Raw genomic sequence first — 19,727 nt, 5'->3', positions numbered from 1 at the left:
ACGCCCAGGCATGACCCCGGCCTGCGCAGCAACGGACCCTTGCCCGGTCCGATCAGCCCAAGCGCCCGTCGTCCGTGGCACGCGCAACATGATCGCGGGCAACGGACATGGATTTGAGGATGGCGTGGACCGGATCCCCCGGTCGCAAACCAAGATCGGCTGCCGCGCGGCGTGTGATCCGAGCGAGGATCTCGTGTTCACCGACCGCAACATGGACCAGCACGCCCGGTCCTGCTCCGGGTACGATCCGTGTCACTATTCCGCCAAGGATGTTCTGCGCCGACAGCCCCAGAGGCCGGGCGCGCGACAGGATCACGTCATGCGCCATGATCCGCACCCGGACACCGGTGCCGGGCGCCCCGTCGATCCTGGGCAAGAACAGCGGACCGGTCGCGGCGTCAAGTCGGGTCAGACCGTCGTCGAGATGCTCGGCCACCATCGCGGGCAGCATGACAGCCGCTTCGCGGATTCCCATGGCCCGCAGCGCGTCGGCGTCGGCCATCACTTCGGCCGTGGTGCCGTCGCGCACGACCCGGCCGCGGTCGATAACCAACATCCGATCCGCAAGCAACTGCGCCTCGTTCACGTCATGGGTCACCAGAACCACCGGCATTTCCAGATCGGAGCGCAAAGCGATGATCTCGCCGTACAGCCGCTCACGCGTGGCACGATCCACGGCCGAGAACGGCTCGTCCAGAAGCAGCACGTCGGGGCGCCGCGCCAAGGCCCGAGCCAGCGCCACGCGCTGCTTCTGCCCGCCCGACAGGTCCGCCGGCCGGCGATGGCCGAGCCCATCCAGATGGACGCGCTGCAACAGGTGTTCGGCCTCGCGCACCCGCGCACGGCGGGGCAGATCCCCCAGGGACGTGGCCACGTTCTGCGCCGCCGTCAAATGCGGAAACAGCGCATAGTCTTGAAACACAAAGCCCACGCGGCGGCGGTGCGTCGGCAAGCAGACCCCCGCCTCGGTATCGAGCCATGTGATCCCGGCGGCCTCGACCCGCGCCGCTTCGGGCCGCCAGAACCCAGCGATGGTCCGCAAGGTCGTGGTCTTGCCCGATCCCGAGGGTCCGACCAGCGCAAGCAACTCTCCAGGTCCTACCGCGAAGGTCAGATCAAGCGGAATTGGCGCCTTGGCCCGGAGTATGACCCTGAGCGTCATCAGTCGAGCTTTCGCCCCATGCGGGACGACAGAGCGAAGGTGACGGCGATGGTGAACAGCGAAATGGCGACCAGAACCGAAGACATCGTCGCCGCCGACCGCATGTCGAAGGCCTGTACGCGGTCATAGATCGCGATGGCGATGGTCTTGGTCTCGCCGGGGATCGAGCCCCCCACCATAAGGACGATGCCGAATTCACCCAGTGTATGCGCGAAGGTCAGCACCATGGCCGTCATAACCCCCGGCCATGCCAGGGGAAGTTCTATGCGCAGCAGCGCGCTCAGGGGGCGCAGCCCGCTGGCCGCCGCCGCTTCGCGCAGGGACGTCGGGATCGCCTCGAAGGCGCGCTGCGCCGGTTGGATGGCAAATGGCAGGTTGAAGATGACCGAGGCCACGACCAACCCCTCGAAGCTGAAGACCAATTGGTGGCCGAACAGCCCCTGCCAGGCCGCACCGATCGGAGAGTTCCGCCCGAGCGTGACCAGAAGGTAGAAGCCGAACACGGTCGGCGGCAGGACCAGCGGCAGCATCACAAGCCCCTCGACCACACCCTTTCCCCGGAACTTACGGGTCGCCAGAAACCGCCCGAACAGGATCGATACCGGTAGAAGCAAGGCCACCGTCCACGCAGCCAGCGAAAGCGAAAGCCAGAGCGCCTGCAAATCCATGCGTCTAACCCGGCACGGTAAAGCCGTGGCGCGCCAAGATTTCAAGCGCAACAGGCATTTTCATGTAGCGATAGAACGCCTCTGCCACGGGCCCCGCATTCCGCACCAAGGCCATGCGCTGCATCAGCGGCTGGTGCCAATCGGCGGGAATGAGCGCAAATTCCCCCAGCGGCTGGAGCTGTGGCGACTGGGCCAGGGACCAAGCGATGATGCCGCCATCGGCGCTGCCCGACAGCGCGAACTGCGCGGCCTGGCTGACATTTTCACCCAACACCAGCGACGGTTCGATTGCCGTCCAGATGCCCACATGCTGCAGGACCTCCATCGCCCGCATGCCATAGGGCGCGTGCTGGGGATTGGCGATTGCAAAGCGCGACACCTGCCCGGCGCCAAGCGCGCGGTGCAGGTCTTCCAGCGTCCCGTCGGCTGCCAGCGCCGACCCTTGGTTCGGAACTGCGATGGCCACGCGCCCCTGGGCGTAGAGAGCGCCCTCGTCCCGCAAGAACCCGTCGCGGGCCAGATCGAGAACAAAGCTTTCATCGGCCGCCATGAACATTTCAAAAGGCGCGCCTTCGCGGATCTGCCGCGCGAAATTGCCGGTGGACCCGAACGCAAGCCGCAGTTCGTGGCCGGTTTTCATGGCGAAAGCGGCGGCGATATCCTGAACCGCAAAGCGCAGATCCGATGCCGCGGCAATAACGGGCGGTTCCTGCGCCCGGGCCGCTGCGGGTTGCGCAATGGCGGCAATTCCGCAGGCGAGAGTCGCTGCCCCGAACATGCGGCGGGTGAGGTTCATATCTGCGCTCCGGGTGAATGTGCCACCATTTTTCCTTGGCAAAATATCCACGCTCGCTCCCAAAGGGTCAATTGCTATTTCTTGCCGCAGACCATCCGGCTCTGTGGCAAGGACCTCTGCGACGAGTCCCTCCAGAAAACCAAAAAAGAGTACGCCGACACAGGCAACTGGCGCTGCAATAGACGGCCTTTGGATTGGGTCCGGTCGCCTCAGCCGCACGAACGACATATTTCATCATCCTTGACCGCCAGTCGATCAACGGCGATGCCCGCTTTGCCTCCTGTCGGCTCGCCACGTTGCTCAGCTTGCAAGCGTTCGAAACCGGTGCCGAAATTTTGGCGGGGCTGACTTTCAGTCCATCGAAAATCCCTGTGAAAATAGCACCGCTCCAAATTGCGCGGGTTTCGTTTCATCAGTGGTCAAGGATGACTCAGGGTCCAAAACCGGATGCCAGAACCGAGATTGCGGTTCGCAAAAAATCGCGCGAGCATTTTGACAAAACCAAGACTCCAGCACTGCCTGTGGCTGCATAAGCTTACGCAAGGAATATTCGGCTGGACAGCACGGAAGTTTTCTTGACGCTACACAGATCAGCCTCAGCCGAACTCCGCGGCCATGGCCGCCTCCAGCGCGTCGCGGATGAGAGGGTTGGGGAAGCGGCGACGCAGAGTCACAGCAAAGAAAGTCTCCGACAGCCCGTCGAGCTTGGCAAGCTCGACCAGCCGGCCTGACGCAAGCTCGTCCTGTACGACGATGGGTGGGATTACAGCGAGCCCCGCACCCGAGCGCGCCAGAAGCCGCAGCATGGCCATGTCATCGGCTTCGGCGACGATGCGGGGCAGGATTGAGAACCCGTCGAACATAGCGTCGATGGCCGCCCGCAGCGCGCTTCCGGAGGCAGGCAGGATCAGTGGCCGGCTTTCCAGCAAGTCGTGCAGCGGCTGCCCAGCAAGATCGGGCGGACCGATCAGACTGACTGGTTGCTCGGCAATGCTGTGGATCAGGTGACGGCTAGCTGCGTCTTGCGCGGGGGGGTGGTTGGTAAGCACCACGTCAAGCGTTAGTGCCTCTAGACCGGCGATGAGCTGAGACTGCGGACCGGAGCGCAGAATAACTTCGACATCTTCTTGCACAAGAAAGGGCGCGATGAAACCAATCTGAAAGTTGCGCGACAGCGTGGACAATGCGCCGACGCGCAGAGCTCTCCGACCGGCGTGGCGGTCGCGCAGAGTGGCCACGAGATCGTCTGCGGTCCGGAAGATCGACTCGGCATGGTCGAGCGCAATCCGTCCTGCCTCGGTCAGCACCAGCCCGCGTCCGCGGCGCTCGAACAACTGATGGCCAAGCGTGCTTTCGAGCGTCTTGATCTGTGTCGACATCGCCGACTGCGACAGGTTCAGCCGCTGCGCCGCGCCGGTGAGCGTGCCTTCGCGCGCGACTGCACGGAACAGGTGAAGATGGTGAAGGTTGAGCTTGGCCATTGTTCCATCAGATCGAACGTTAACACTAAAATTATGTAATTTTCTGGATAACGCCAAGAGTTTATGTCCGCTCCACAGTTCCTTGAACGTGGAGATTGACAATGGATGCCCTTCTTGCCTTCCCGGGCCAATTCGCGCCTCTGGTTTTGCTGATCGGCGCTGCCACAATGATGGTCACACCGGGCCGTCGTCCGCCCCGTGCGCGCTGGCTGCCGGAAAGCGCAAGCCTTGTCGCGCTAGTGCTGGCCCTTTCCGGGGCCGCCATGCTCGCGACAGGTTCCGCGCCAAAGACCGGCGTCAGCGGATTCGGGCAGCTGCTCATGCTCGACGTGATCGGCGCGACAATGTCGCTGCTTGTCGCCTTTATCGGCTGGATCGTGACACGCTATTCAAAGCGCTACATGGACGGCGAAGCGCAGGAGGGGCGGTTTCACGCATTGATGCTGACAACGCTGGCCATTGTTCTGGCGTTGGTCCAAGCCGGCCATATTGCCGTTTTGGTCGCAGCTTTTCTGGCAACCGGGGTAGTGTTGCGTCAACTCTTGCTTTTCTATTCGGATCGGCCGGCGGCGCGGAGAGCGGCAACGAAGTTCTCCCTGGTCTGGCACGCCGGCGATATAGCGCTGGTGCTTGCAGCAGGTCTGCTTTGGGTGTCTTTCGGCACCGCCGATCTGACCGCACTGCGCGAGTCTGTGCAAGCGCAAGGCCTGGGCGCTGCGGGACAGGCAGCCGTGGCGCTCATTGTGCTGGCAGCGCTCTTGAAGACGGCAGCCTTCCCCGTGCACGGCTGGCTGACTGAGGTGATGGAGGCGCCTACCCCGGTTTCGGCGCTACTGCATGCAGGGATCATCAATGCAGGCGGAGTCCTGCTGATCCGGCTCGCAGAGCTGGTGCAGGCCAGCCCTGCGGCGATGGCGGTTCTGGTCCTGATGGGCGGGCTCACTGCTCTCTTTGGGGCGGTGGTGATGCTGACACAAAGCGCGGTCAAGACGGCACTGGCCTGGTCGACGGTCGGACAGATGGGCTTCATGCTGATGCAATGCGGGCTGGGCTTGTGGCCGATTGCGCTCCTGCACATCGTCGCCCATGGGCTCTACAAGAGCCATGCCTTCCTGACTGCCGGTATGGCCGTGACCGAGGTCAACGCCGCGCGCCGTCCGGGGCCTGTGGCGGTGCCGGGCTGGGGGGCAGTGTTTCGGGCCTTTGCCCTGGCGCTGGCACTTTATGCGGCTATGGCGGGGGCTTTCATGGCCATCGCCGGGCCGAAGTCACCGCAGGCGTTGGCGCTGGGCGCGATTCTTGTCTTCGGCGTCGCCTACCTCGTGGCGCAGGGGCTGGCCGATGCCGCGCCGCGGGCCCTGACGCGCCGCACCGCGCGCGCCGCGCTCGCCGCCACGGTGGCCTATTTTGCCTTCCAACTCGGCGCGCAAGCGCTCTGGGGCGCTCATCTGCCCGCACCGCCCGTTCCGGGCCCGCTGGAATGGGCGCTGATCGTGCTCGCGGTTACGTCCTTCGGGTTGGTGGCGCTTGCTCAGGCTCTGTTTCCGCTCTGGGCGAACCACCCAGCCGCTGCAGGGCTGCGCGTGCATGTCACCAACGGCCTGTACCTAAATGCGCTCATTGACCAGGCGATCGGCGGCTTCCGCACTGTGAAGCCCAAATAAACGCGAAATAAGGATCTTACGAAATGTTCATGCAAGAAATCGACATAGCGCCAGCCCGGCTGTCGGCGATTCTGAAGGCCGCCGAGGCCGCCGTGCGGGCGATCCCGCCCGCCTTCCCGCTTGATGCCACGGTGGCAGTCAACCCCTTTCTTGGACAGGCGGGAGAAAACATGACCGTAGCGGCGGCACGTCTTGCGCGCGTATCCGGTGCGGCGCTCTTCCGTCCGCGCACTGAGCTTGCAGCCGAGGTTGCAGCAGGGCGTATCACCGATGACGATCTCGCAGCGGCGCTGATTGCCTGCACCTCACCGCTTAAACCGGCCAACTTGGCGCTTCTAAAGGCCAAGATGCATGCGCCGACACCAGCGCCCCGCGCTCTGCCAACCGTTGCCGATCTTGCTGCCGAGTTGAGCGGGACCGACTGGCCCGCCGTGATCGAACGCTGCGTCGGCCTCTGGGCGGCCGGTCACTTCGACCGGGGGCAAGCGTTTTGGTTACCTGCGACGGATGCCCCCGCCTGGGCCGCCTGGAGGGCCTGGGCCGCGCGCGACCTGACCCCCGAGATCGCCGGACTCCATGGCTTCTGCGCGCATGTCGCAGCCGTCCCAGACACCCCCGAGCGAGCGATCGCCAGAGCGGCCGAGTCGCTGGGCATCGAGGCAGACGCGGCCGAAACGGCCTTTCACCGGCTGCTTTTGGATCTCGGTGGCTGGGAGCAGCACGCTCGCTGGTTGCTGTGGAAGGCCGAGCAAGAGAGAGGGACCGACCGCACCCTTCCGGCGCTGCTAGCGATCCGTCTGACCTGGGAGGAGGCTCTTTTTGCGCAGTACCCCGAACTCGCGCCCCGCTGGGCCGAGGTGGTTCGGGCGCATGCCGAACCCGTCGCGCCAAGCCCGGACCTCGTGATTGACGCAATCCTTCAGGATGCCGCCGAACGTGCCCTCCAGCGGCGCCTCGACGAGCGGCTCGATGGGCCCGCCGCCCTGCCCTCGGCACGCTCGACGCTGCAGGCGGCCTTTTGCATCGACGTGCGCTCCGAGCCGTTTCGCCGCGCTCTCGAGGCGCAGGCACCGGGAATCGAGACCCTTGGTTTCGCTGGTTTCTTCGGCCTGCCGGTCGCGCATTCTCCACATGGCTCCGATGCGGTCGAGGCGCATCTGCCGGTGTTGCTGACGCCCGCCCTTCGCAGCTCGAGCCAGCAGCCCGGGACCGCCGAGAAGGCGACACGCATTGACGCGCGGGCAGTGCGCGCCTGGGGGCGTTTCCGGCAGGCGGCAGTCTCGTCTTTTGCCTTTGTGGAGGCGGCGGGGCTCGTCTATGGCTGCAAGCTTCTGGCCGGCACATTCGGCAAGGCCGCCGCAGCAGCGACGCCAGAACCCGCCCCTCGCCTTGCAGATACGCTCTCGCCGGAACGCCGGGCGGAAATCGTGGCCGACGTGCTCAAGGCAATGGGCCTTCGTGAAGGATTCGCACGGCTGATGTTACTCGTCGGCCATGGCGCGCAGGCCACCAACAACCCCCACGAAAGCGCCTATCACTGCGGCGCCTGCGGAGGTCACACAGGTGCGGTTTCGGCGCGGCTTCTGGCCGCACTACTGAACGATCCAGAAACCCGTGCGCATCTTCCGGGGCTTGGGATCGCGCTGCCCGAGGACACGCACTTCGTGGCCGCGCTGCACGACACCACAACCGAGGAAGTGAGTTTGTTCGATGCCGAAGCCCCCGCCACGCATGCGCCGGAGCTTGCACAGACCCGCGCGTGGCTTGCAGCGGCGAGCAATCAGGCGCGGATGGAGCGCGCTCTCAAGCTTCCCGGCGCAACGCCCCAAACCGTGGCGGCGCGGGCGCGCGACTGGTCCGAAATCCGCCCCGAATGGGGGCTTGCGGGCTGTTCCGTGTTTATCGCCGCCCCGCGCGCGGCGACCGCTGGCAAGGATCTCGGCGGGCGTGCCTTTCTGCACAGTTACGACTGGAAGGCGGACGAGGGCTTTGCCACGCTCGAGTTGATCCTGACCGCACCTGTCGTGGTGGCAAGCTGGATCTCCCTGCAATACTACGGCTCAAGCCTCGCACCCGAAGTCTTCGGGGCCGGCAACAAACTCATCCACAATGTCGCAGGCGGCATCGGCGTGGTCGAGGGAAACGGCGGGCGGCTGCGGGCAGGACTGCCCTGGCAGGCAGTGCATGACGGCATGCGTCAGATGCATGAGCCGCAGCGCCTGACCGTGCTCATCGAGGCCCCGCGCGAAGCGATCTCGGACATCCTCGCCCGCCACAGCGAGGTTGCGGCGCTATTCAACAACGGCTGGCTCCACCTGCTGCAACTCGAATCTGGACGCGTCGCCGCTCGCTATCGGCCAGGTGGAGAATGGCGGACACAAACCGTTCCAAGGCAGGTAGCTTGAGCGTTAAAGACGCATCGCCTTCGGTATCATGCATGGCAAAGAGGCGGTGTTCGCACTGCCTCGGCACAAGGTCTCCGCCTCTTGCGCGCCATCGGCCGGGCATGGCGCTAGCGGAAGATTCTGGAGGCCGGCTAGGTCGCCACACTCACGGATCTCGCCGCCGACGAGGGCCTGTCCGACCGCTACTTCGGCCACCTCAAACGCCTCGCCTGGCTTGCGCCCGAAGTGATCGGGCGCCTCGTCGTCCACCGCGAGCCCTGCACGATCACGATCGGCGACTACAGCGGCAGGCTTTCCGGTAAACTAGGCGCGATTGATACGCCACATACTTACCCCCAGTCAAAATCATAACTCTACGAAAAACTCTGAAGAAGGAATGAAACTTCAAAGATCGCACCAGCAAAGCAATCAGAGTAATGGGGAAAACAGCCGCGAAATTGGAGCGCCAACGCGAACTCTCCAAGGTTGCTCCATCAGTGTCTTTGTGAGTTCAAACGACCGCGCAAAGTCAGCTTCGAGCATCGCGTGCAACTGGGAAGCCGCGCGAGTGTCAAAAAGCATTGCCATGGCCTCGAAGTTCAAACGGAATGAGCGGTTGTCCATGTTTGTTGTGCCCACTGCCGCCACGGCATCATCGACCAGGACGACTTTCTGATGCATGAAGCCCGCATCGTATCGAAAGACCTTGACCCCCGCGTCGCGAATTTCGTCGAAATACGCAAAGGCTGCAAGCCAGGGCACTTTATGGTCGACGACTTCGGGAACAAGTATCCGAACATCAACGCCACGCAGTGCGGCGAATTTCAAGGCCGCGATCACGTCGGTGTCCGGCACGAAATAGGGCGAGGCAATCCAGATGCGGTCTTTGGCCATGGAAATGCAGGCAAAGAAAAACAATGCCCCGGTTTCCATCTCGTCCGCCGGGCCGGTCGCCATCAGCATCGCCGCCATGTCATCCCCGGCCAGGGGGGCATCCCAGAGCAGATCGTCAAGCAGCACCTCTTCGGTGGCCCAGTGCCAGTCCTCGGCAAAGATCAGCTGCAGCTGTGACACAATCGGCCCTTGCAGCCGGGCATGGGTGTCGCGCCAGTCGCCAAATTTCGGGTCCAGTCCTTTGTACTCGTCGCCGAGATTCAGCCCGCCGGTAAAGCCGGTCTTACCATCCACGATGATTGTCTTGCGGTGGTTGCGGAAGTTGAGGTGAAAGCGCGTCCGGGGCCCGGGCATTTTTTTGGGGTCGACGAATTCTACGCCGCCCGCACGTAATCGATCGAAGTAGGTTGCGGGCAGCGCAATCGAGCCGACCGCATCGACGAGGAACCTAACGCTAACGCCCCGGCCTGCCGCCGCGATCATTCGCTCGGCCAGTGCGCGCCCCACACCGTCGTCCTTGACGATATAGGATTGCACCAGCACATAATTCTCGGCCTCATCGATGGCATTGAAGATGTCTGCGAATGTTTCCTCGCCATCGACAAGCAGCCGCATGGAATTGCCGCGCACTGCCGGAAACCCGGAAATCGCCTCCAGCGGCCGGGGCGACACCGGCAGCGGTGCCACGGGCCTATACGTTTCAGCATGGACGCGCAGGCCTTCCATCACGCGTTCGCTGCCCTTGCGCGAAAGGATGAATCCCCGGTATTTGTGATGGCCCAAGAATAGGTAGAGTGGCACGCCCAGGTAAGGCGCGGCGATCAGCAGGATGGCCCAGCCCACCGCCCCTTGCGGCGTGCGTGCGGTTTGAACGGCGCGCCAAGCGAAGAAGATGGCAATCCCCTCGAGGACAACCAGAAAGGCCAGGATAAACTCAGTCATTGAGGTCCTCCTTGTCCGGGCCGGGCGTCTGATGAGGCGCCGGGGAAACCGTTTTTATCGTTTGGGTCGGATGGGCCAGTTGGGTTCCCACTTCTGCGACCAGAGACAGGATTTTCAGGCTGAGGTTTTCGCTGACGCGTAGAAAGTCTGAATAAGTCGGCGATCGGCTACGCCCGTAGAACAAAATATCTATCGAATGGTCGCTCAGCCCCGTGACGCGCACGTAGCACGGGGCGTCATCCGAGGTATCAAAATCGCCGCTTTCGTGCATGTAGCGCTGCAGCCCGTCGCGAACGGCGATCACCTGACTTTCGCTGGCAGAGAGCACCAAGCCGAAGGTCATCATGATCCGACGATGCTTCATCCGGGAATAATTCAGCACAACGCTGTTGGCCAGTTCCGCGTTCGGAACGAAGCGTGGGATCTGGTCAAATCCAACAACCAGAGTCGAGCGCAGGTCCACCCGCTCGACAACACCGGCGACCAAACCCTCAACATCAATCGTATCTCCGGACACGAAGCGCTCTTCGCTGCTGTTGGTCATGCCGGCAAGCAAGTTTCTTACTAGGTCTTGTGAGGCGATTGCCAGCCCTGCGCCAAGCACGCCGACACCCGTCAGCGCACCAGAAATGTCGATCTCCCAGACCTCGAGCAATGCAGCTAAACCAAAAAGAACAACTGAGAACTGTGTCACTCTAACAGTCCAGTCCTGTTCGAGACGGATAGACTTCGCGTGTTCTTCACTGCTCAACATGGAAACGAATACGGCCGCCAATCGATACCAGCCAGAAAACACCGCAATGATGCATATCGATGTCAACACTCGACGCAAAAATCGGTAGAGTAGTTCCGGAGGCTGGATAATCTCTAGAACTATAAACATAGCAAAGGTGACGAGAAGCACTTGAACGGCTTCACGCAGCTTGCCGCGTATTTCCTCTGATATTGCGCTTTCGAGGCGCCGCATGAGAAAACTCAGAAGCTGCAGCACACAATTTGCCAATGGCTTTCTAAAAACGTACACCAAAACAACGAAAGCCAGTAAACTGATCGCAAGAACTGGATCGATGCTCTCAACCCAAATGGATATGTTTTCTGCTGTTCTCTCTATGCTTGATTTCCCAAAAGTGTTGTCCAGATGAGTGGTCACTGCAAAAGACTTCCCATAAATTACACTCGCCAAGCAGCCTGATTTCATGATCCTTGGCTGATCACTGTCCGAAAAACTACAAGTTCTAAGCCTATTTTGCCCGCCCTGTTTTTGGGGCAAGTGTTACGCTCGCAGTATCGATAATCGGCGCCAAAAAGTGCAGAGCAGCTGGTAAATTGAAGGCAGGAGCATGCGCTAGCTTTTGTCCTTTTTTGAGCTCTCCGTGGTGTTCCGGATCACTGCGCTGACCACGCTGCTTGCAACTTTGGGGGCGATGGAACCCAACGGGTCATTCGCCATTTTCTTGACGGCTTCCGCCGTGGCCTTGGCTTCTTCGGAAAAGGCTCGGATCTCGGCCTCGATGTCTTCAAGGGCCATGTCCCGCACCTCTGCAACCGGTGCTGTTTCCTGTTCCGCGCTGGACTTACCTGCAATCGAAATCAAGATCGCGGCGACGATCAAATTCGCCAGCGACACAACCAAAGCCGCAATTGGCGCCGAAACACTTTGCGAAAGCGCCAAGTATGCCGACGCGTTCAACATGATCAAACCGACTGCCGCAGCGATACCCGCCGCTGCCATCAGACCGGTTTGTCGCCGCAATACGGCCAAGTGCCGCTGAGCGATCAGTCGCTCGGAACGAAGGACGATAGAAACGTTTCTGGAGATGCGGTTCATGACAAGTTCCCTACTTTGAGCGACCGATCAAATATCCCAGAGCGAATACCCCCAATGTAAGAAGCAGGGGATGTTTGCTCGGCAATTCTTCGATTTGTGCCAAAAGCTCAGAAAGCTCGCTGTCCCACCCCCCCGGCTCCCGCTTTTCATCGATGTTGTCGGGCACTTTCTGCGTTTGCGCTGATGAACCGCCATTTTCCTTGAGCTTCTCGCGAAGAACAGCCAGTTCAGCTTCGAGCTCAGCTTTTGTCGCCATGGGGCGATCTCCCATTTGGTTGCGTTGTCCGAGGTCGAGGCACGTGAAACCGGACACTTTACAAGGCAGAGACACTTCTGCTCATTCAGCGCAGGACGTTTCCATCGCCACTCTTGCCGGGAACCATGCCCACGGCCCCTTTCGCTGCGCGCGGTCGGGGCAGCTCGGACCTAAGACTTCTTGAACTTGTCGTAGGCCGCCTTCATCTGCAGGCCAATCGCCCGCGCCGCCTCGCCCACTTCCTCGGCGCTTTTTTCGAACTCGTCGCGTGTCAGGAACTTGTCCCACTGAGCGGTCAACTCTTTCCATTCGTCCTCAGCTTCCTTCGTCGCCAAGTGCAGTTGGAGCCGCAGCTCGTCTCGACGCCGCTGCAGGTCCTCCATTAGATCCTTGATTTCCATACCCATTCCTCCTGTGTCATCACATGCTGACAGCGTAGTGCCGTCTTGAAAATACATCAAACCTTTACTTTTGGCGATCTGCGAACCTCGCTGCGCCATGATCGCCGTGTCACGCACGAGCAGAAGATTTTTGCGTATGGAGCAACCAGCCGAATGCAGCTAGGATCTTTCGCCAGAGGCCATTTGCTCCACAAGGAAAAGGCCAGACTCACGCTGACGAATTACGCTGAGGTCAGCCCGCGCTCGCGATCCAAGGACAGGACCACGCAACATGGACCAAAACACGCCTACCCGACCAGCTGCGACCTTGGCGTTTTGGGCTTACTCTTCAATTGTTGTGGGAACTACCGTTACAGGGCTTTTTGTTCTTAAAGAGCTGCTGATACCTCTGGCCATTTCTGGCCTGCTATTCGTACTCATTGTATCTGTCATTGATCGTATCGCAGCAATTCGGATCGGTGGCCGTTCGGTTCCGATTTGGCTGTCATATGTTTTGGGCTTCTTGCTTATCGTGGCCGGTATCCTCGCTATCTTGAGTGTACTGTCGGCTCAGGCAAAGGAAGTGGCAGCCGCGGTCCCACGATATCAAGACCGGTTCGCCGGCATCCTTGCGAATATCGTCGAGATCATTGGGGACGATAATGCAAACGCGGTTGTCAACGTCATCCAGGACTTGGATGCCTCGGGGTTTGCAGTGGAAACGGTCAGCTCGGCCAAGACGTTCTTGTCCGGCGCTTTCTTGGTTCTCCTGTACTTGCCGTTCATGTTGATTGAACGCCGCCCAATGCGAGAAAAGCTGGCAATCTCTGCCAATGATCCAGAGCTGGGTGCGGAAATAGGCAGGACCGTCATTCACATCTCAGAGTCCCTGCAACGGTATGTGGGCATCAAAACATTTGTGAGCGCTCTAACCGGGCTTTTGTGCTATGCGATCATGAAATCCGTCGGCCTGGACTTTGCCGAAACGTGGGGCGTCCTGACGTTCGCCCTGAACTTCATTCCGTCCATTGGTTCGGTGCTGGCCGTCATTTTCCCGGCGGTTGTGGCGCTGGTCCAGTTCGATGGCTATTCTGCATTACTGATAATCGTTCTGGGCTGCGGAGCAGTCCAATTCGTCATCGGCAACATTTTGGAGCCTGCTCTTACCGGGAAATCTCTCAACTTATCCCCGATGATGGTCATTGTCGCCTTGACGACATGGACGACGATCTGGGGTTTGCCTGGCGCTTTTCTCAGCGTTCCCATTACGGTTTGCGTAATGATAATTTTTGCCCATGTTCCCGGCCTGAGATGGGCGGCGATCTTGATGTCTGGCGACGGAAGGCTCTCGACACCCGATCAGAAGACAGCGTCCGTTAGGCCCACAATCGACGATGCTGAGAATACCTCACAGACGGATCTGGAGATCGAGGCCAATCGGCTTAAGGAAGAGTATGAAAAGAACCGTGCCAAGTGAGCCGGAGAGCGCCAGTCAGTCTCGAAGGTCTGCTTGCGTCCAACCCCGCGCTGTCTTTCGACACAAAGAAAGATGAACCGGGACTATTCTGAGCTGCGACAGGGGCTTTGTGCCGCGCCACCGCATCTTTCCCTGCGGTCGTTTCGGGCTTACTGTCTTTAACATTTCGCAAGTGACGCGAAAACAGAAGGTGCCGTCCCCTCCCAACGATGAAACGCCTCTGAAAAACTCTGCCTATGTTCAAACCCCAATAGGTCACTCGTCTCGTTGATCGATCGTCCGGCAGCAAGTTCTATCCGTGCTTTTTGGTGCACAGCAGTTTTTCTAAGATCGCTGAATGTCGTTCCCCTATTTTTTAGGCGCAACTGAAGGGTGCGCGCGTTGGTGTCGAGCAGATAAGCTGCTTCGGACAGTCGAAGCGGGCGAAAGCGCGTGTTCAAAGCCGCGGCGTTCATCTTGTTGAGCAGCAGGGCTAAGTCCGCGTCGTTTTCAAGTTGTTTCAATTCTTCAACGATCAAGGGCAGGAAAGCGTTTAGTTCCGGGTTCGAGAATTTCAGGGAGCTTTTCAGCAGATGTTCATCGAACTCCAAAGCATATTCCGAAGCAGATACGAACCGCTTTACTTTTGGAAACACGCCCAGATGTGCGCACGAAGCACCCGGGAAAAAAATTTTCAGATCAGCGTTCGAGGTTCTATCCGATAGACAAACCAGATAGCAAAGCAATGCAATCAAATACTTGGAGCTCTCGTCAAAGCCATCGGGAATAAGCGGCGCAGTAGACACCGATACTCGACACCGGTTTCGTTGCAAGCGGATGTTTATTTTCCCTGCGCTGACAAGGCCGTCCATTAGCCGCTGTGCTGTTTTCAACGCTGTCCATAAAGTGTCGGAGTGGATGCAGGCCTTTCCGAATAAACCTAGTGTTCCCAAATCTGGTGCCATTCCGGCCCGTAAGAGCAGATTTCCATCCTCGTCATCGGAACCGACACGCGCCAAGACGTGCAGATAGTCGAAATAAGGCAACCGGGCCTCGGCAAACCATTGACCAACACTGTCTCTCAGGTCCCGCCTGATCCGCGCCGCCTTAGAGGGATGCGTCTTTGAAAAGAGCTCAAGGGGCGCGCGCACGAGCGCCAACCGGACCTTTGGAGAATCCTCCACCTCCGAGAGCTTAGCATTCGATTTTTGCGCGTTCGCCGACATGTCTCAAGCCCTTGTGATCTAATATGTTCTACAGAATCACCGCATGCAGAAAAGCAGATAGCGTGAGTTCGAGTTTAGAGTGCGGCAACGCGGTATCAAAGCGTTTCGCCTTGTTTCCGGCGGTTGGCCTAATGGGCATTGCCTGTTGGGGTTGGAATGCGGAGGCTCGATCGGGCTCTGCATGAACACCTTCAAGTGATCCGGGAAGGATTGGCCAGATGACCCTTGGGGACGCTTCCCAAAAGATGCTTCGACGGATTTCTTACAGGGCCTGTGCAGTGTCGCCGGGGCAGGCAGAAGGCATAACCGGAGGGGCGTCTGCGACCGTTCCGATCAAAGCGTTCATATTGTTCGCTTCGATCTGTTTGTCCCTGACTGCGGGTGTCGCCCTGGCGTCGCCGGACAGCGAAAACCAGGCCGCTGCCCAAGCCAACAATCCCCTGGCGGACATCCGTGCGCTCAACCTCCAAAACTACTATGTTGGCGCGTTCAATGGCGTTCCGAACGGCTCAGGAAACCAATTCGTTCTACGTTATGCACAACCTTTGCAGATCGGGGCTTCGAACTGGCTAGTACGAGCCTCGCTTCCGATGAACTCTCTGCCCGTCGGTCCGGGTTTCTCAACCGTCTCCGGCATCGGCGATCTGGATATTTTTGCTGCCTATCAGTTCGATACCGGAAACCCTGCAACCAGTTTTGCCATCGGGCCTCAGATCGTGGCGCCTACAGGAAAGAACGGCCTTGGGGCGGACCAGTGGCAATTGGGTCTTGCCAACGTTTACTTCAACGCGATTTCGCCATTGGTTCAGTACGGTTACCTGCTGACCTACCGCGGAGGCGTCGGTGATACGAATGGCAAACCCCGTGCCAGCGTGGCCGCATTCCAACCCTTTGTTTTTTATCAGCTGGGCAAAGGGTGGTATTCAGGTGGCGCCCCGATTTGGAGCTACAATTTCGAGAACGACAACTATGCAGTCCCGCTGGGGCTGAGGCTGGGTAAAGTGACCCGGCAAGACAAGACTATCTTCAACGTTTTTGTCGAACCCCAGTACTCCGTTGCCAGGCGCGGGGCCGGCGTGCCGGAATGGCAGATCTACCTGGCTTTGAACATGCAGTTTCTCAAATAGCCGGGTTCCCCCGTTTCCATCCACATATGAACCGAAAAGAGGAGCAATTTCATGGAAAAGTTTGTAGCAGTCGTGTTCGACTCAGAAGAAGCCGCTTTCAAAGGGGCGGAGGCGTTACGGGATCTGCACCAGAACGGTGAACTGGCGGTATACGCAGCTGCCGTGATCGGTAAAGACGAAGACGGACAGGTCGCGGTCAAGAAAGCCCAGGACGAAGGCCCGATCGGCACGGCCTTCGGAATGATGATCGGCGCCATGGTCGGTGTTTTGGCCGGACCCGCCGCTATCGCGTCTGGCGCGGCCGTCGCGGGGACCGCCGCTGCCAGCCAGGCCGCGCTTGGCGGCATGGCCATGGGAAGTATGACCGGTGGTCTTTTTGGCGTTTATCGCGACCTTATGGTTTCCGGCGTAGACATGACGATGCTCGATCAGGTTTCCATTGAGTTGCTTCCGGGCAAATCTTGCATCGTTGCGTCCGTCGACGAGATATGGACAGCACCCCTCGACACCAAGATGGCTGAAATCGGGGGCACAATTTTCCGCAAACCCCGCGTCGATGCGGTCGATGAGCAGTGGGAAGCGGAAATGCGTGCCATGGACCGCGAACTTGCTGAACTGGACGAAGAGTTGCGGGCTTCCCACGAAGAAAACAAGGCCGCGATCATGGCCAAAGTTGATACCGTGAAGGCGCGGATCGCGGAAAACAACAAGAAGATCAATGAGCGCCTTGACGCAATGGATGCAGAAATGGACGCGCGTCTGGATGCTCTTGACGAGCAGATCGCCAAAGCCTCTGCTGAACGAAAGGCAAAATTTGAAAAGCGCAAGGCCGAGATCAAGGAAGAGTACAAGGTCCGCAAGGAAAAGCTGAAAAACTCTGCCGAATTGGCGCGCGAGGCGTTGAAACCCTGATTTCGTGGTGGCTCCCGGACAGGTCCAAAACCGCAAATCCTTTCTATTCCATTGGGTAGAGTATCTGTCGGGAGCATAAAAGTCGGGAGACAGGCAAGAACCAAGACAGGCTGGGCTTTTCGGTCAATCCTATCAGATCTTCTGGAAAGCCCACCCAATCAACTCAGGAGGTACAGACATGCAAAACAGGTTTCTTTGGGTTCTCATGGGGATTGTATCTCTGCTGGGTGGGTTATTTGCCCTTGCAAATCCGGTATTGGCCAGCGGTTTCGCGACCTTAGTGATAGCTTTTGTCTTTGTGGCCTTCGGCGTCGCTCAGGTGATCGCCGCCTTTCGTGATGAAACAAACACCGTAAAGTTCTGGACTATCCTTCTCGGGATCATGTGGTTTCTCATCGGCTTGATGATCTTGGGTCGGCCTTTGATGGGCATGGTGGTTCTAACCACTTTGATAGCAATTGCGTTCCTGTTTGGCGGCGCGGCCAAGATCGCGTATGCGTTTGCTCTGGAGGATCGAAAAGCTTTCTGGATGGTCTTGATCTCCGGTGTCGCCTCGCTTGCGCTTGGCGTCATTATCTTCATGGATTGGCCGGTTTCCGCTGTCTCGACTCTCGGCATACTCCTCGGGGTAGAGCTTGTCGCCGACGGTGTGTCTTCGTTCGCCTTGGCGTTTAGCAAGGACAAGACAAAAGCAGCGGCAACTTAAAGGGACCGCTTCATATCGGACGATAGTAATTTCGTCATCATCGGGCAGTCCATGGATAACTCCGCCGGAGAGAGCATGAACGCCGCCGTGACTGTCCGTTCCGGCGAGATCGCGCAACAGCAAGGCAATTAGGCGTAACTGTCGGAAAGCACTTTCGGGCATCGCCCGAGACACAGGAGGAAATCATGTTATTCATCAAGATAACCAGAATGTGCGCCATAGCGGCGACAGCTCTGGGACTAACGTCCGCGGCCGCTACGGCGCAAAACACGGAAAAACCCAATATTCTCGTGATCTGGGGCGACGATGTCGGCATGTTCAACATCAGCGCCTATAACCACGGAATGATGGGTTATCAGACGCCAAATATCGACCGTCTGGCGGCCGAAGGCGGAATGTTCACCGACGCATATGCTCAACAATCCTGCACAGCTGGTCGGGCCTCATTCATTCTAGGCCAACATCCGTTCCGTACCGGTCTTTTGACAATTGGCATGCCCGGGTCCAAGCATGGAATGCCCGAATGGTCACCCACGATCGCCTCGCTGCTCAAGAACCATGGCTACGCCACGGCACAGTTCGGCAAGAACCACCTCGGTGATCAGAATGAACACCTTCCAACCAACCATGGGTTCGATGAATTCTTTGGCAACCTCTATCATCTCAACGCAGAAGAGGAGCCTGAGGGCTACTTCTACCCGAAAGACCCCGAGTTTCGCGAGCGGTATGGCCCGCGTGGCGTGATCAAGGCATCGGCGGACGGTCAGATTGAGGATACTGGCCCGATGACCCGTAAGCGCATGGAAACGGCCGACGAGGAATTCCTCGCAGGCGCCCTGGACTTCATCGATCGCTCGGTGGAACAGGACAAACCCTTCTTCGTTTGGATGAACACAACGCGAATGCATGTCTGGACTCGCTTGAAGCCGGAAAGCGTCGGATTGACCGGAATGGGTCTCTATCCGGATGGCATGGCCGAGCACGACGGCCATGTCGGACAATTGCTCGACAAGCTTGACGAACTGGGAATTGCGGATAACACAATCGTTATCTACTCTACCGATAACGGCGCCGAGAAGGTTTCATGGCCAGACGGCGGCATCACCCCTTTCCATGGCGAAAAAGGCACAACCTTCGAGGGCGGTTTTCGCGTTCCACAGTTAATTCGTTGGCCTGGCACTGTGAAACCGGGAACGAAGTTTAACGACATCATCAGCCATGAAGACTGGATGCCGACACTTCTCGCAGCGGCCGGCGAGCCGGATATCAAGGAGAAGCTGCTGCAGGGCCACACGGCGAACGGCAAGGATTTCCGGGTGCATCTCGACGGCTACAATATGATGCCGTATCTCTCGGGCGAGGTCGACGAGAGCCCACGCGACCGGATCTTCTACTTCTCAGCCAACGGTGAACTGAATGCGGTGAGGTGGAATGACTGGAAGGTGCATTTCGCAACGCTGGAGGGGAATATCACTGACGCCGTGCGCTTCGCTTCGAACTGGCCCAAGATCGTTCACTTGCGATCCGACCCTCTCGAAGAAATGTGGCTGGAATCGGAAATGTACCTGCGATGGATGGCGGATCAGATGTGGCTCTTCGTGCCGATCCAAGAAGAAATCCGTGATTTCATTGCGTCTATGGACGGTTACCCTTTCCGAGAGGGGCAGGTCTTGAATGCCAGCGGCATCAATTACCAGTCACTGCGAGCGTATCAGGTTTTGAAGGAGATCACTGAAAAAGGTATCATTGCACCCGCATACCAGTGATTAGGCCCAAAAAGACTGATTGCGGCGTGCCTCATTGGGATGCCGTGATCAAAAAACCATCGAATACGAGGAGAGGCAA

At 59.1% G+C, this 19,727-nt stretch carries 18 protein-coding genes; 7 read left to right on the top strand and 11 right to left on the bottom strand.

Translation table 11 applies throughout. The features are described 5' to 3' along the window. Positions 1-52: 52 nt before the first annotated feature. From modC to AC2FNS_RS14535, 5 genes are all read right to left on the bottom strand, one after another. Positions 53-1,162 carry a molybdenum ABC transporter ATP-binding protein gene (gene modC / locus AC2FNS_RS14555; protein ID WP_496710932.1) on the bottom strand — a complete coding sequence of 370 codons (1,110 nt, stop codon included), beginning with the start codon at positions 1,160-1,162 and terminating at the stop codon, positions 53-55. Then, positions 1,162-1,830 (bottom strand): molybdate ABC transporter permease subunit, encoded by a 669-nt coding sequence (modB, locus tag AC2FNS_RS14550; protein ID WP_496710933.1) that lies wholly within the window; start codon positions 1,828-1,830, stop codon positions 1,162-1,164. The genes modC and modB overlap by 1 nt, the downstream gene beginning before the upstream one ends. 4 nt (positions 1,831-1,834) lie before the next feature. Next, on the bottom strand, positions 1,835-2,626 hold the full coding sequence (gene modA, locus AC2FNS_RS14545) for a molybdate ABC transporter substrate-binding protein (protein ID WP_496710934.1): 792 nt from the start codon (positions 2,624-2,626) through the stop codon (positions 1,835-1,837). Positions 2,627-2,835: 209 nt separating this feature from the next. Then, the gene (locus AC2FNS_RS14540) at positions 2,836-3,039 is read right to left on the bottom strand and encodes a hypothetical protein (protein WP_496687022.1); all 204 of its coding nucleotides are present in this window, start codon (positions 3,037-3,039) and stop codon (positions 2,836-2,838) included. A gap of 183 nt (positions 3,040-3,222) precedes the next feature. After that, complete coding sequence (locus AC2FNS_RS14535) at positions 3,223-4,107, bottom strand: LysR family transcriptional regulator (RefSeq protein WP_496682480.1); 885 nt, start codon at positions 4,105-4,107, stop codon at positions 3,223-3,225. A gap of 101 nt (positions 4,108-4,208) precedes the next feature. Between AC2FNS_RS14535 and AC2FNS_RS14530 the strand changes: the two genes are divergently transcribed. After that, positions 4,209-5,771, top strand: a complete 1,563-nt coding sequence (locus AC2FNS_RS14530) for a proton-conducting transporter transmembrane domain-containing protein (protein WP_496710936.1) — start codon at positions 4,209-4,211, stop codon at positions 5,769-5,771. A gap of 29 nt (positions 5,772-5,800) precedes the next feature. After that, on the top strand, positions 5,801-8,176 hold the full coding sequence (locus AC2FNS_RS14525) for a YbcC family protein (RefSeq protein WP_496727565.1): 2,376 nt from the start codon (positions 5,801-5,803) through the stop codon (positions 8,174-8,176). A 408-nt stretch (positions 8,177-8,584) separates the two neighbouring features. Here AC2FNS_RS14525 and cls read toward each other — a convergent pair whose 3' ends face one another. The 5 genes from cls to AC2FNS_RS14500 form a co-directional block, all read right to left on the bottom strand. Continuing rightward, complete coding sequence (gene cls, locus AC2FNS_RS14520; RefSeq protein ID WP_496710938.1) at positions 8,585-9,991, bottom strand: cardiolipin synthase; 1,407 nt, start codon at positions 9,989-9,991, stop codon at positions 8,585-8,587. Next, positions 9,984-11,141: a mechanosensitive ion channel family protein gene (locus AC2FNS_RS14515; RefSeq protein ID WP_496710939.1), complete on the bottom strand. Its 1,158-nt coding sequence runs from the start codon at positions 11,139-11,141 to the stop codon at positions 9,984-9,986. The genes cls and AC2FNS_RS14515 overlap by 8 nt, the downstream gene beginning before the upstream one ends. A gap of 195 nt (positions 11,142-11,336) precedes the next feature. After that, entirely contained in the window at positions 11,337-11,819 is a 483-nt protein-coding gene (locus AC2FNS_RS14510; RefSeq protein WP_496682466.1) for a hypothetical protein, read from the bottom strand. A gap of 10 nt (positions 11,820-11,829) precedes the next feature. Beyond that, complete coding sequence (locus AC2FNS_RS14505) at positions 11,830-12,075, bottom strand: hypothetical protein (protein ID WP_496687015.1); 246 nt, start codon at positions 12,073-12,075, stop codon at positions 11,830-11,832. Between the two features lie 170 nt (positions 12,076-12,245). Next, positions 12,246-12,476 carry a hypothetical protein gene (locus AC2FNS_RS14500; protein WP_496682463.1) on the bottom strand — a complete coding sequence of 77 codons (231 nt, stop codon included), beginning with the start codon at positions 12,474-12,476 and terminating at the stop codon, positions 12,246-12,248. Between the two features lie 271 nt (positions 12,477-12,747). On the opposite strand from AC2FNS_RS14500, the gene AC2FNS_RS14495 reads away from it, so the two are divergent. Next, the gene (locus AC2FNS_RS14495; protein ID WP_496710940.1) at positions 12,748-13,932 is read left to right on the top strand and encodes an AI-2E family transporter; all 1,185 of its coding nucleotides are present in this window, start codon (positions 12,748-12,750) and stop codon (positions 13,930-13,932) included. 158 nt (positions 13,933-14,090) lie between these two features. Here the strand turns inward: AC2FNS_RS14495 and AC2FNS_RS14490 are convergent, their stop codons facing one another. Next, positions 14,091-15,137, bottom strand: a complete 1,047-nt coding sequence (locus AC2FNS_RS14490) for a helix-turn-helix domain-containing protein (protein ID WP_496710941.1) — start codon at positions 15,135-15,137, stop codon at positions 14,091-14,093. A gap of 218 nt (positions 15,138-15,355) precedes the next feature. On the opposite strand from AC2FNS_RS14490, the gene AC2FNS_RS14485 reads away from it, so the two are divergent. The 4 genes from AC2FNS_RS14485 (at position 15,356) to AC2FNS_RS14470 (ending at position 19,648) form a co-directional block, all read left to right on the top strand. Continuing rightward, complete coding sequence (locus tag AC2FNS_RS14485; protein WP_496710942.1) at positions 15,356-16,264, top strand: hypothetical protein; 909 nt, start codon at positions 15,356-15,358, stop codon at positions 16,262-16,264. A gap of 51 nt (positions 16,265-16,315) precedes the next feature. Then, positions 16,316-17,176 (top strand): hypothetical protein, encoded by an 861-nt coding sequence (locus AC2FNS_RS14480; RefSeq protein ID WP_496710943.1) that lies wholly within the window; start codon positions 16,316-16,318, stop codon positions 17,174-17,176. A 178-nt stretch (positions 17,177-17,354) separates the two neighbouring features. Beyond that, positions 17,355-17,882 (top strand): HdeD family acid-resistance protein, encoded by a 528-nt coding sequence (locus AC2FNS_RS14475; RefSeq protein WP_496710944.1) that lies wholly within the window; start codon positions 17,355-17,357, stop codon positions 17,880-17,882. Positions 17,883-18,067: 185 nt separating this feature from the next. After that, on the top strand, positions 18,068-19,648 hold the full coding sequence (locus AC2FNS_RS14470) for an arylsulfatase (protein ID WP_496710945.1): 1,581 nt from the start codon (positions 18,068-18,070) through the stop codon (positions 19,646-19,648). The last annotated feature ends 79 nt before the right edge of the window (positions 19,649-19,727 follow it).

The sequence above is a fragment of the Ruegeria sp. BHSA191 genome, from assembly GCF_059613325.1.
Note: the sequence above shows the minus strand (reverse complement) of the source record. Positions and strands in the feature narration are given on the sequence as shown.